At 69.2% G+C, this 12,267-nt stretch carries 13 protein-coding genes; 12 read left to right on the top strand and 1 reads right to left on the bottom strand.

All coding sequences use genetic code 11. The annotated features are described in order from the left end of the window. Nucleotides 1-70: 70 nt before the first annotated feature. Nucleotides 71-673 (bottom strand): phenylacetic acid degradation protein PaaY, encoded by a 603-nt coding sequence (locus tag AC3A6G_RS06585; RefSeq protein WP_487859404.1) that lies wholly within the window; start codon nt 671-673, stop codon nt 71-73. Between the two features lie 157 nt (nt 674-830). Between AC3A6G_RS06585 and AC3A6G_RS06580 the strand changes: the two genes are divergently transcribed. The 12 genes from AC3A6G_RS06580 (at nt 831) to AC3A6G_RS06525 (ending at nt 12,198) form a co-directional block, all read left to right on the top strand. Then, the gene (locus tag AC3A6G_RS06580; RefSeq protein WP_487873369.1) at nt 831-1,634 is read left to right on the top strand and encodes an enoyl-CoA hydratase-related protein; all 804 of its coding nucleotides are present in this window, start codon (nt 831-833) and stop codon (nt 1,632-1,634) included. Nucleotides 1,635-1,637: 3 nt separating this feature from the next. After that, entirely contained in the window at nt 1,638-2,087 is a 450-nt protein-coding gene (gene paaI, locus AC3A6G_RS06575; protein WP_487873368.1) for a hydroxyphenylacetyl-CoA thioesterase PaaI, read from the top strand. Nucleotides 2,088-2,101: 14 nt separating this feature from the next. Further along, entirely contained in the window at nt 2,102-3,421 is a 1,320-nt protein-coding gene (gene paaK, locus AC3A6G_RS06570) for a phenylacetate--CoA ligase PaaK (RefSeq protein WP_487864249.1), read from the top strand. Between the two features lie 31 nt (nt 3,422-3,452). Then, nucleotides 3,453-4,463 carry a 1,2-phenylacetyl-CoA epoxidase subunit PaaA gene (gene paaA, locus AC3A6G_RS06565; RefSeq protein WP_487873367.1) on the top strand — a complete coding sequence of 337 codons (1,011 nt, stop codon included), beginning with the start codon at nt 3,453-3,455 and terminating at the stop codon, nt 4,461-4,463. Beyond that, nucleotides 4,460-4,756 carry a 1,2-phenylacetyl-CoA epoxidase subunit PaaB gene (gene paaB / locus AC3A6G_RS06560; RefSeq protein WP_487859399.1) on the top strand — a complete coding sequence of 99 codons (297 nt, stop codon included), beginning with the start codon at nt 4,460-4,462 and terminating at the stop codon, nt 4,754-4,756. The genes paaA and paaB overlap by 4 nt, the downstream gene beginning before the upstream one ends. Before the next feature lie 8 nt (nt 4,757-4,764). Next, entirely contained in the window at nt 4,765-5,556 is a 792-nt protein-coding gene (paaC, locus tag AC3A6G_RS06555; protein WP_487873366.1) for a 1,2-phenylacetyl-CoA epoxidase subunit PaaC, read from the top strand. After that, nucleotides 5,550-6,086 (top strand): 1,2-phenylacetyl-CoA epoxidase subunit PaaD, encoded by a 537-nt coding sequence (gene paaD, locus AC3A6G_RS06550; protein WP_487859397.1) that lies wholly within the window; start codon nt 5,550-5,552, stop codon nt 6,084-6,086. Before paaC ends, paaD begins: the two co-directional genes overlap by 7 nt. Further along, nucleotides 6,087-7,181 (top strand): 1,2-phenylacetyl-CoA epoxidase subunit PaaE, encoded by a 1,095-nt coding sequence (gene paaE / locus AC3A6G_RS06545; protein WP_487873365.1) that lies wholly within the window; start codon nt 6,087-6,089, stop codon nt 7,179-7,181. A 48-nt stretch (nt 7,182-7,229) separates the two neighbouring features. Continuing rightward, nucleotides 7,230-8,378, top strand: a complete 1,149-nt coding sequence (locus AC3A6G_RS06540) for an ABC transporter substrate-binding protein (RefSeq protein ID WP_487859395.1) — start codon at nt 7,230-7,232, stop codon at nt 8,376-8,378. A 150-nt stretch (nt 8,379-8,528) separates the two neighbouring features. Then, nucleotides 8,529-9,557: a branched-chain amino acid ABC transporter permease gene (locus AC3A6G_RS06535; protein ID WP_487859394.1), complete on the top strand. Its 1,029-nt coding sequence runs from the start codon at nt 8,529-8,531 to the stop codon at nt 9,555-9,557. Next, complete coding sequence (locus tag AC3A6G_RS06530; RefSeq protein WP_487864252.1) at nt 9,554-11,464, top strand: branched-chain amino acid ABC transporter ATP-binding protein/permease; 1,911 nt, start codon at nt 9,554-9,556, stop codon at nt 11,462-11,464. The genes AC3A6G_RS06535 and AC3A6G_RS06530 overlap by 4 nt, the downstream gene beginning before the upstream one ends. After that, the gene (locus AC3A6G_RS06525) at nt 11,461-12,198 is read left to right on the top strand and encodes an ABC transporter ATP-binding protein (protein ID WP_487873364.1); all 738 of its coding nucleotides are present in this window, start codon (nt 11,461-11,463) and stop codon (nt 12,196-12,198) included. Before AC3A6G_RS06530 ends, AC3A6G_RS06525 begins: the two co-directional genes overlap by 4 nt. Nucleotides 12,199-12,267: the final 69 nt, after the last annotated feature.

Genomic DNA, 12,267 nt, shown 5'->3' with positions numbered 1-12,267 from the left:
GGGTCTTCTTTCTTCCTTAAGGCAAGTGGCTGCGGACAACCCGCGATCTTGCACGATCGAACTCGGCGCCCTAGCCGCGCCGCATCGCGATCAGCGATTGCACGTCGAAGTCGGGCAGCCGCGGCCGGTCAGCCTCGGGGCGCGCGAGCGGTGCCACTTCGCGCAGGCTCGCGAGGCTGCGATCGGTCAGCGCGTGGTAGGTGTGCGTGCCTTCCAGCTTCCAGGCGATCTCCTCGTCGCTGAGCACCTTCTTCACCTTGGCCGGAATGCCCGCCACCAGTGTGCGCGGGGGCACCTTCATGCCGGCCGGCACGAAGGCGCAGGCGGCCACGATCGCCTGCTCGCCGATCTCGGCCTCGTCCATCACCACCGCGTTCATGCCGACCAGCGCATCGCGGCGCACCACGCAGCTGTGCAGGATCGCGCCGTGGCCGATGTGGCCGTTGACCTCCACCACCGTGTCCTGGTCGGGAAAGCCGTGCACGCAGCAGTGGTCCTGCACGTTCGAGCCCTCCTCGAGCACGATGCGGCCGAAGTCACCGCGCAGGCTCGCGCACGGGCCCACGTAGCAGCGCGGGCCGACGATCACGTCGCCGATCAACACGGCGCTCGGATGCACGTAGGCGGTGGGGTCGACCACGGGAATCACGCCGTCGATGGAATAGCTGGGCATTCGGAACGTCTCCTCGGGGTGGAACGGCCGGCTCAGGGTTTGCCCGAGGCCCCGGCGCTTGTGCGGATACCGGGGACGATCCTAAAATCAACCGAACGGTCGGTCAATAGTGTTTGCGCTGCTGGCCGCCCTTCTTGAACAACGGGAGACAAAGCCCATGGCAGAACCTTTGGTTCTCATCGACGATGCCGGCGCCGTCCGCACGCTGCGCCTCAACCGGCCCGCGGCGCTCAACAGCTTCACGACCGAACTGCATGCCGCGCTGATGGCCGCACTCGAAGAGGCGGCCGAGGACACGGCGGTGCGCTGCCTTGTGCTTACGGGCGCGGGCCGCGCTTTCTGCGCCGGCCAGGACCTCGCCGATCCCTCGGTGGCGCCCGACCCCGCCCCCGGTGCCGCGCCCAAGGACCTGGGCCATGTCATCGCCACCTTCTATGCCCCGCTGGTCTCGCGCCTCCGCTCGATGCCGGTGCCGGTGGTCGCCGCGGTCAACGGCGTGGCCGCGGGCGCGGGCGCGAACCTCGCGCTGTGCTGCGACCTCGTGGTGGCCGGCCGTTCGGCGAGCTTCATCCAGGCCTTCGCGAAGATCGGCCTCGTGCCCGACACGGGCGGCACCTGGCTGTTGCCGCGGCTCGTCGGTCCGGCGCGCGCGCTGGGCCTCGCGATGCTCGGCGACAAGCTCCCCGCGGAAGAAGCGGCGCGCATCGGGCTGATCTGGCAATGCGTGGACGACGCGGTGCTCGCCGAGACGGCCGCCGCCCTCGCCGCCCGGCTCGCGGCCATGCCGACGCGCGCGCTCGTCGCCACGCGCGAGGCCATGGCCGCCGCCGACGGCCTGCGCCTCGACGAAGCGCTCGCCGAGGAAGCCCGCACCCAGCGCGACCTCGGCCATGCCGGCGACTACCGCGAAGGCGTCGAGGCCTTCCGTGCCAAGCGCCTCCCCGTCTTCAAGGACCGCTGAGCCATGAGTGAACCCACACGCACCCCGCAGCAGACCGCCGAGCACGTGCGCGACGGCATGTTCGCCAACGACAACGCGAGCAAGGGCCTGGGCATGCGCATCGTCGAGGTCGGCCCCGGCCAGGCCACGATCGAGATGCGCGTGCGCGCCGACATGCTCAACGGCCACGCCATCTGCCACGGCGGCTTCATGGCCACGCTGGCCGATTCGACCTTTGCCTTCGCCTGCAACTCGTACAACGAACTGACCGTCGCCTCGGGCTTCTCGATCGACTTCATCGCACCGGCACGCGAAGGCGACCTGTTGACCGCGCGCTGCTTCGAAGTCTCGAAGGCCGGCCGCACCGGCGTCTACGACACCGAGATCACCAACCAGCGCGGCGAGCGCATCGCGATGTTCCGCGGCCGTTCGTACACGGCCAAGGGCCGCCCTGCCGTGCCCGCCGAAGCCTGAGGAGACACGCCGCCATGACCGCAAGACACCCCGCCCCCGGCGAACTCGAACCGATCGAGACCGCGAGCCGCGACGAGATCACCGCGCTGCAGGTGCAGCGCCTGCGCGCCACGCTGCAGCGCGCCTACGACCACGTGCCGCACTACCGCCGCGCTTTCGATGCCAAGGGCGTGCACCCCGATGACCTGAAAACGCTCGCCGACCTGTCGAAGTTTCCGTTCACGGTCAAGAGCGACCTGCGCGACAACTACCCCTTCGGCATGTTCGCGGTGCCGCGCGAGCAGGTCGCGCGCATCCATGCCTCGTCGGGCACCACCGGCAAGCCGACCGTGGTCGGCTACACGAAGAACGACATCGAGACCTGGGCCGACCTGGTGGCGCGCTCGATCCGCGCCGCGGGCGGGCGCGCGGGCGACATGGTCCACGTGGCCTACGGCTACGGGCTCTTCACGGGCGGCCTCGGCGCGCACTACGGCGCCGAGCGCGCAGGCTGCACCGTCATTCCGGTATCGGGCGGCCAGACCGAGAAGCAGGTGCAGCTGATCCAAGACTTCAGGCCCGACATCATCATGGTCACGCCGAGCTACATGCAGGTGATCATCGAGCAGTTCGAGCGCCAGGGGCTGGACGCGAAGGACAGCTCGCTGCGCATCGGCATCTTCGGTGCCGAGCCCTGGACCGAGGCGATGCGCCGCGACATCGAGGCCAAGGCCGGCATCGACGCGGTCGACATCTACGGGCTCTCGGAGGTGATGGGCCCCGGCGTGGCGAGCGAATGCGTCGAGAGCAAGGACGGCCCGGTGATCTGGGAAGACCACTTCTACCCCGAGATCATCGACCCCGACACCGGCGAGCTCAAGGCCGACGGCGAGGAAGGCGAACTGGTCTTCACCTCGCTCAGCAAGGAGGCGATGCCGATCGTGCGCTACCGCACGCGCGACCTCACGCGCCTGTTGCCGCCCACCTCGCGTGCCTTCCGCCGCATGGGCAAGATCGTCGGGCGCAGCGACGACATGATGATCATCCGCGGCGTCAACGTCTTTCCCACGCAGGTGGAGGAGATCGTGCTGGCGCAAGGCCGGCTCTCCGGCCTCTACCAGGTGCACGTGCGCCGCGAGGGGCTGCTCGACGAGGTCGAGGTGCACTGCGAGCTCGAGCACCGCAACGCGAGCGTGGCGCAAGCCGAACGCGACGCCATCGCCAGCTGGGTGCAGGACCGCGTGAAGACGCTGGTCGGCATCTCGACGACGGTGCGCGTCTTCGACCCCGATTCGATCGAACGCACGCAGACCGGCAAGGCCCGGCGGGTGGTCGACACCCGTCCCCGGGGCTGATTTCCACCACACCGTTTCAAAGGACACGCACATGTACACCCAGGCCATGGACACCATGGGCAAGGACGCGGCAGACGGCAAGAAGAAAGCCGTGCGTTCCGCCCAGGAGATGCAGCGCGAGGAAGGCTTCGAGGCGCGCATCGATGCCGGCGAATTCATCGAGGCGAAAGACTGGATGCCCGAGCATTACCGCAAGACGCTGGTGCGCCAGATCAGCCAGCATGCCCACTCCGAGATCGTCGGCATGCTGCCCGAAGGCAACTGGATCAGCCGCGCGCCCACGCTCAAGCGCAAGGCCATCCTGCTCGCCAAGGTGCAGGACGAAGGCGGTCATGGCCTTTACCTGTATGCCGCGGCCGAGACGCTCGGCACCTCGCGCGACCAGATGTTCGACGCGCTGCACAGCGGCCGCGCCAAGTACAGCTCGATCTTCAACTACCCCACGCTGAGCTGGGCCGACATGGGCACCATCGGCTGGCTGGTCGATGGCGCGGCCATCATGAACCAGGTGCCGATCTGCCGCTGCTCCTATGCGCCCTATGCGCGCGCCATGGTCCGCATCTGCCGAGAGGAGAGCTTCCACCAGCGCCAGGGCTTCGAGTCGCTGCTGACGATGATGACGCACGGCACCGACGCGCAGAAGGCGATGGTGCAGGACGCCGTCAACCGCTGGTGGTGGCCCTCGATCATGATGTTCGGTCCGCCCGACGACCAGTCGCCCAACAGCGCGCAGTCGATGCGCTGGGGCATCAAGCGCGTCAGCAACGACGAGCTGCGCCAGAAGTTCATCGACGCCGCGGTCGAGCAAGCGCGCATCCTCGGCGTGACGCTGCCCGACCCCGACCTGAAGTGGAACGAAGAACGCCAGGCGCACGACTTCGGCACCATCGACTGGAGCGAGTTCTGGCGCGTGGTGGGCGGCGATGGCCCGTGCAACCGCGAGCGCCTGCAGGCCCGCGTCGACGCCTGGGAAGACGGCGCATGGGTGCGCGAAGCCGCGCTGGCCCACGCCGCCAAGCAACCGATGAAGGAAGCCGCATGAACGCCGACGCCAAGCAAGAGTGGCCGCTGTGGGAAGTCTTCGTGCGCAGCAAGGCCGGCCTCGACCACAAGCACTGCGGCAGCCTGCATGCCGCCGACCCGAAGATGGCGATCCAGATGGCGCGCGATGTCTACACGCGCCGCCAGGAAGGCAGCAGCATCTGGGTGGTGCGCTCCGACCAGATCGTGGCGAGCGATCCGGGCGAGAAGGACATGTACTTCGACCCCGCCGAAGACAAGGTGTACCGGCATCCGACCTTCTACGCGCTGCCCAAGTCGGTCGACCACATGTGAGCGCCGCCATGCAAGCATCGATCGAACTGAACCGGACACCCGCCGTGCAGTACCTGCTGCGCATCGGCGACACCTGCCTCGTGCTCGCGCAGCGGCTCGGCGAATGGTGCGGCCACGCGCCCGTGCTGGAGGAAGACATCGCGATGGCCAACATCGCGCTCGACCTCGTGGGCCAGGCGCGCGCGCTGCTCACGCACGCGGGCACGCTCGAGGCTTCCGGTGGAGAAGAGGGCCGCGCGCATGACGAGGACCAGCTCGCCTACCTTCGCGACGAGCGCGACTACTTCAACCTCACGCTCGTCGAGCTGCCGCGCGGCGACTTCGCCTTCGCCGTGGTGCGCAACACCATGGTCGCCACCTTGCTCAAGCTGCTGTGGCAGCGCCTCGCAACATCGAACGATGCCGAGGTGGCGGGCATCGCCGGCAAGGCGCTGAAAGAGGCGCGCTACCACCAGCAGCACTCGGCCGACTGGGTGGTCCGCCTCGGCGACGGCACCGACGAATCGCGCCGCCGCACCGAAAAGGCCTTGAAGCAGCTCTGGCTCTACATGCCCGAACTGTTCGAAAGCGACGAGGTCGATGCCGCAGCCAGCGCGAGCGGCCTCGGCCCCGCATGGAGCGAACTGCGCGCGCCCTGGCTCGCGGAGATGCAGCAGGTGCTCGACGGCGCAGGCCTCGCGATGCCGGCCGAAGCCGCCTTTCGCAGCACCGGCAAGCGGGGGGTGCACAGCGAGCACATGGGCTACCTTCTGGCCGAGATGCAGCACCTGCAGCGCGCCTATCCCGGAGGCGTGTGGTGACGGCGAACGCACTGGCCGCCTCGCGCGTGGACGCGGCCTGGGCCGTGCTGCACGGCGTGCCCGATCCGGAGGTGCCGGCGGTCTCGGTCTGCGACCTCGGCATCGTGCGCGAGGTCATCGAGCATGACGACGGCCTCGAGATCGTGCTGACGCCGACCTACTCCGGCTGCCCCGCCACCGAGGCCATCGAACACGACGTGCTGGCCGCCATCGCCGGGGCCGGGCTCGGCCCGGCGCGCGCCACATTGCGCCGCGCACCCGCATGGTCGAGCGACTGGATCAGCGACGAAGGGCGAACGAAGCTCAAGGCCTACGGCATCGCACCGCCTGCGCACCTCTCGGCCGAAGCCGCCGCCGGCACCGCGGTACCGATCCGCCTCTTCGGCCGCATCGCGGGCGAACGCATCGCCTGCCCACGCTGCGAGAGCGAGCGTACCGAACGTCTCTCGGCCTTCGGCTCGACCGCCTGCAAGGCGCTGTACCGCTGCCTCGCCTGCCAAGAACCCTTCGAACACTTCAAGCCGATCTAGATGAGCACCCTTTTCCACCCCTTGCGCGTGAAGGCGGTCGAACCCGACACCGCCGAGGCCGTGATCGTCTCGTTCGACGTGCCGCCCGCGCTGCGCGAGGTCTTCGGCTTCACGCAGGGGCAGTACCTCACGCTGCGCCGCGAGATCGACGGCCAGGACCTGCGTCGCTCGTACTCGATCTGTGCCGGCCTCGACGACGGCGAACTTCGCGTGGGCGTGCGCAAGGTGCGCGGCGGCGTGTTCTCGAACTGGATCAACGCGCACCTGCAGCCCGGCGACACGGTGCAGGTGATGGCGCCGCAGGGCCGCTTCTTCGTGCCGATCGAACCCGGCGCCGCACGGCACCACGTCGGCATCGCGGGCGGCAGCGGCATCACGCCGATCCTGTCGATCATGAAGACCGTGCTGGCGCGCGAGCCCCGAAGCCGCTTCACGCTGGTCTACGGCAACCGGCAGCTGCAGTCCACGATGTTCAAGGAAGAGATCGAGGACCTGAAGAACCGATGGATGACGCGGCTCGTGCTGCACCATGTGTTTTCCGACGAGCAGACCGATTCGCCGCTCGGCAGCGGGGTGATGGACCGCGCGAAGATCGGCGACTTCCTGCGCACCGTGGTGCCGGCGCACGGCATCGACCATGCCTATGTCTGCGGCCCGTTCCAGATGAACGACGAGGCCGAGGCGGCGCTGCTGGCGGCCGGCGTGCCCGAGGACCGCATCCACATCGAGCGATTCGGCGTCGCGCTGCCCTCGGCGGGCGCGGGCGCACAGGTCGGTGCCGTGGTGCACGAAGCGCTGCCGGGCGACGCGAGGCAGGCGCGCGTGACGATCGTGCGCGACGGCCTGCAACGCGAGATCACCTTCACCGAAGGACAGCCCAGCATCCTCGATGCGGCATCGGCCGCCGGGCTCGAGGTGCCTTTCTCGTGCACCTCGGGCGTGTGCGGAACCTGCCGCGCCAAGTGCGTGGAGGGGGAAGTCCGCATGGAAAGGAACTTCGCGCTCGACAAGAATGAAGTCGCCGCAGGCTTCGTGCTGACCTGCCAGGCCCATCCGCTGACCGAGCGCGTCACGCTGTCGTTCGACGAACGATAAGAACAACCATCACCCCTCACCCATCGACAACACCGGAGACAACCACCCATGAAATTCTTCTTCAAGCCCCTGCTGATCGCCGCGCTCTGCGCCACCGCCGCTGCCGCCTGGGCCGACGTCAACGTCGGCGTCACGCTCTCGGCCACCGGCCCGGCCGCGTCGCTCGGCATTCCCGAGAAGAACACCATCGCGCTGATGCCCAAGACCATCGGAGGCCAGAAGATCAACTACATCGTGCTCGACGATGCCTCCGACACCACGGCGGCCGTGGCCAACACCCGCAAGCTCATCGCCGAGAACAAGGTCGACATCGTGCTGGGTTCGACCACCACGCCCAACTCGCTCGCGATGATCGACGTGGTCGCCGAGGCGAAGACGCCGATGATCTCCATCGCCGCCTCGGCGCGCATCGTCGAGCCGATGGACGACAAGAAGAAGTGGGTCTTCAAGACGCCGCAGAACGACATCATGATGTCGCTTGCGATCGCCGAGCACATGGCGGCCAGCGGCGTGAAGACCGTGGCCTTCATCGGCTTCTCCGACGCCTACGGCGAAGGCTGGTCACAGGAGTTCGCGAAGGCCGCCGAGCTGAAGAAGCTCAAGGTCGTCGCCAACGAGCGCTACGCGCGCACCGACACCTCGGTCACCGGCCAGGCGCTGAAGATCATGGCGACGAAGGCCGATGCGGTGCTCGTCGCCGGCTCGGGCACGCCGGCCGCGCTGCCGCAGAAGACGCTCAAGGAGCGTGGCTACACCGGCAAGATGTACCAGACGCACGGCGTGGCCAACGCCGACTTCCTGCGCGTGGGCGGCAAGGACGTCGAAGGCACCTTCCTGCCCGCGGGCCCGGTGCTCGTGGCCGAGCAGCTGCCGGCCAGCCACCCGGTGAAGAAGTCGGCGCTCGCCTATGTGAGCGCCTACGAGGCCGCGAACGGCAAGAACTCGGTCTCGACCTTCGGCGCGCATGCCTGGGACGCGGGCCTCCTGATGACGGCAGCCGTGCCGGTCGCGCTCAAGAAGGCGCAACCCGGCACGCCGGAGTTCCGCGCGGCGCTGCGCGATGCGCTCGAGCAGGTCAAGGAAGTGTCGGGCGCGCATGGCGTGTTCAGCATGACCGAGAAGGACCACCTGGGCCTCGACCAGCGCGCGCGCGTGATGGTCAAGATCGAGAACGGCGCCTGGAAATTCCAGCCCTGATGACTTGCTCCCTCCCCCGCTGGGGGAGGGCTGGGGTGGGGGCACGGCGGCATTGAACGCCGCGCAACCGCAAGTGCCGCGCCTGCCCCCATCCCCGCCTTCCCCCAAAGGGGGAAGGAGCAACACACCGATTTCCGAAGGTTTTCTTCCATGGATTTTCAGATCGCCCTGCTGCTCGGGCAGGACGGCATCGTGAACGGCGCCGTCTACGGATTGATGGCGCTCGCGCTGGTGCTGGTGTTCTCGGTCACGCGCGTGATCTTCATCCCGCAGGGCGAGTTCGTCGCCTTCGGCGCCTTGTCGATGGCGATGCTGCAGGCGGGCAGTGTGCCGGCCACGCTGTGGCTGCTGGTCGCGCTCGCGGCCATGGTGCTGGTGGTGGAAGCCTGGCGCTGGAAGCGCGGCGCGCTGGTCGAGTGGGGCTCCACGCTGGCCTGGTGCGTGGTGCTGCCGGCCGCGGCCTGCGCGCTCGTGCTCGGGCTGCGCCCGACCTCGATGGCCGCACAGGCTCTGACCACGCTGGTGCTGATCGCGCCGCTCGGACCGCTGCTCTACCGGCTGGCCTACCGGCCGCTGGCCGACGCCAGCGTGCTGATGCTGCTGATCGTCTCGGTCGCGCTGCACGGGGTGCTGGTGGGCCTGGGCCTGCTGTTCTTCGGCGCCGAGGGCTACCGCACCACCGCCTTCTCCGACGCGCGCTTCGACATCGGCGGCATTCCGGTCAGCGGGCAGTCGCTGGTCGTGGTCGGCATCACGCTGCTGCTGGTGATCGCCATGTTCCTCTTCTTCGGCCGCTCGATGGTCGGCAAGGCACTGCGCGCGACCGCGATCAACCGCGTCGGCGCGCGCCTGTCGGGCATTCCCACGGGGCTCTCGGGTGACCTGAGCTTCGCGCTCGCAGCGCTCATCGGCGCGGTGTCGGGCCTCCTGATCGCGCCGCTCACCACGGTGTATTACGACACCGGCTTCCTGATCGGCCTGAAGGGCTTCGTCGCGGCCATCGTGGGCGGGCTTGCGAGCTATCCGCTGGCGCTTGCGGGCGCACTGCTGGTCGGCCAGCTCGAAGCCTTCGCCTCGTTCTGGGCCAGCCCGTACAAGGAGGTGCTCGTCTTCACGCTGATCATCCCCGTGCTGTGGTGGCGCTCACTGCACAGCCACCATGTGGAGGACGAGGAATGAACCGCACCGCATCTTCCAACGCCACTGCCGACGCCGCGGCGGCACCCGTGCGCCCGCCGCTGGTCACGCCGCGCCAGCTCACGCTGGCCTTCGTGGGGGCGCTCGCGCTGGCCTGGGGCTTCCTGCCGGACTTCACGGTCTCGGTGCTCAGCAACATAGGGCTCTATGCGCTGGTCGCGACCGGCCTGGTGCTGCTGACCGGCGTGGGCGGCATGACCTCGTTCGGGCAGGCCGCCTTCGTCGGCATGGGCGCGTATGCCACCGCCTGGATCTGCACCTCGCCGATGGTCGCCGCATGGCTGGGCGGCTTCGCCGACTCCGCGCTGCTGCCCTGGGCCGGGCTGCTGCTGGGCCTGGTGCTGACCTTCGCGCTCGCCTGGGCGCTCGGCGCGGTCACGCTCAAGCTGCAGGGCCACTACCTGCCGCTCGGCACCATCGCCTGGGGCCTGAGCCTCTATTACCTGTTCGGCAACATGGGGTTCCTCGGTGGCCAGACCGGCATCACGGGCGTGCCGCCGCTGGTCGTCGCGGGCTTCTCGTTCGCCTCGCCGCGCGCGCTCGGCGTGGTGATCTGGGCCGTGCTGCTGCTCGCGCTCTGGGCCATGCACAACCTGCTCGATTCGCGCGAAGGGCGCGCCATCCGCGCGCTCAAGGGCGGGCGGCTGATGGCCGAGTCGATGGGCGTCGACACCGCGCGGCACCGCATCAAGCTCTTCGTGCTCGCGGCGCTGCTTGCCGCCGTGTCGGGCTGGCTCTATGCGCACCTGCAGCGCTTCGTCAACCCGACGCCGTTCAACCTCAACATCGGCATCGAGCTGCTGTTCATGGCGGTGGTGGGCGGCGCAGGCCACCTGTGGGGCGCGGTGCTCGGCGCCGCGCTCATCACGCTGCTGAAGGAGAAGCTGCAGGACGTTCTGCCTTCGCTGCTCGGCACCAGCGGCAACTTCGAGGTGATCGTGTTCGGCCTGCTGATGCTGTTCGTGCTGCAGCGCTTCGCCGACGGGCTCTGGCCCACGCTGGCGCGCCTGTCGCACCGCTGGGTGCGCGAGAAGCCCCGCACGGGCGGCGCGCAGCCGACGGTGGTTGCCGCGCAGCAGCTCGCGCAACGCACGCTGCCCGCCGCCGGTACCGTGCTGCTGGAGGCCAACGAGGTCAGCAAGCGCTTCGGCGGCCTGGTGGCGAACGACGCGATCTCCATGACGCTGAAGGCCGGCGAGATCCATGCGCTCATCGGCCCGAACGGCGCCGGCAAGAGCACGTTCTTCAACATGGTCTCCGGCGTCGACGACCCGAGCGCGGGCGGCGTGCGGCTCGCGGGCCAGCCGATGACCGGGAAGCCTTCGCGCGCCTTTGCCGCGCTGGGCCTGGGCCGCACCTTCCAGCATGTGCGGCTGCTGGGGCAGCGCAGCGTGGTGGAGAACGTGGCGCTCGGCGCCCACTTGCGCGCCCGCCGCGGCTGGCTCTCCGCCATGCTGCGGCTGGACCGCACCGAAGAAGCTGCGCTGCTCGCCGAGGCCCGCCGCCAGATCGAACGCTGCGGCCTCGGCGGCCATGCAGATGCGCCGGCCGCCTCGCTCTCGCTGGGGCAGCAGCGCGTGGTCGAGATCGCGCGAGCGCTCGCGGGCCAGCCCTCGGTGCTGCTGCTCGACGAGCCAGCCGCGGGCCTGCGCCATCTCGAGAAGCGCGCGCTCTCCGACCTGCTCGGCCAATTGCGCACTGAAGGCCTCGGCATCCTGGTGGTGGAACACGACATGGAATTCGTCATGAACCTGGCCGACCGCGTGACGGTGCTCGAATTCGGCACCGTGATCGCAACCGGCACGCCCGCCGAGGTGCAGGCCGATCCGCGCGTGCTCGAGGCCTACCTCGGCAGTGCCGACGACGACCTGCAGGAGGCCGTGCGATGAGCGCCCCGATTCTCCAACTCGACGGCTTCTGTGTCGCCTACCGCACCGTCGAGGCGGTGCACGGCGTGCGGCTGCAGGTGAACGAAGGCGAGATCGTCACCGTGATCGGGCCCAACGGCGCCGGCAAGACCACGCTGTTGTGCGCGGCCATGGGCCTGCTGCCTTCCACCGGCACGCTGCGCCTGGGCGCCGAAACCATCGCACGCCCGAGCGTCGAGGCGATGGTGGCGCGCGGCGTCGCGCTGGTGCCCGAGCGGCGCGAGCTGTTCGGCGAGATGTCGGTCGAGGACAACCTGCTGCTCGGGGGCTTCTACCGCTGGCGCAAGGGCCAGCGCGACCAGCGCGCGCGCATGGAGGAAGTGTTCGAGATCTTCCCGCGCCTGCGCGAGCGGCGCCCGCAGATGGCCTCGACGCTGTCGGGCGGCGAGCGCCAGATGCTCGCCATCGGCCGCGCGCTGATGGCGCGGCCGCGGCTCCTGATGCTCGACGAGCCCTCGCTCGGCCTCGCGCCGCTGGTGGTGCGCGAGGTGCTGCGCGTGGTGTCGCAACTGCGCAGCCACGGCGTCTCGGTGCTGCTGGTGGAACAGAACGCACGTGCCGCGCTGCAGGTGGCCGACCGCGCCTATGTGCTCGAGATGGGCGCCGTGGCGCTCGAAGGCGATGCCCGCGAGCTGCTGCACGACCCGCGGATCATCGAGACGTACCTGGGCATCGGCAGGAAGGAAGCCGCCTGATTCGTTTTTCTCCCTCCCCTTTCGGGGGAGGGTTGGGGTGGGGGCACGACGGCGTTCGAGGAAGCGCTG

The sequence above is a fragment of the Variovorax sp. Soil_C_26 genome (genome assembly GCF_057657075.1).
The sequence above is the reverse complement of the archived record's forward strand: the minus strand, read 5'-3'. Positions and strand labels throughout refer to the sequence as shown.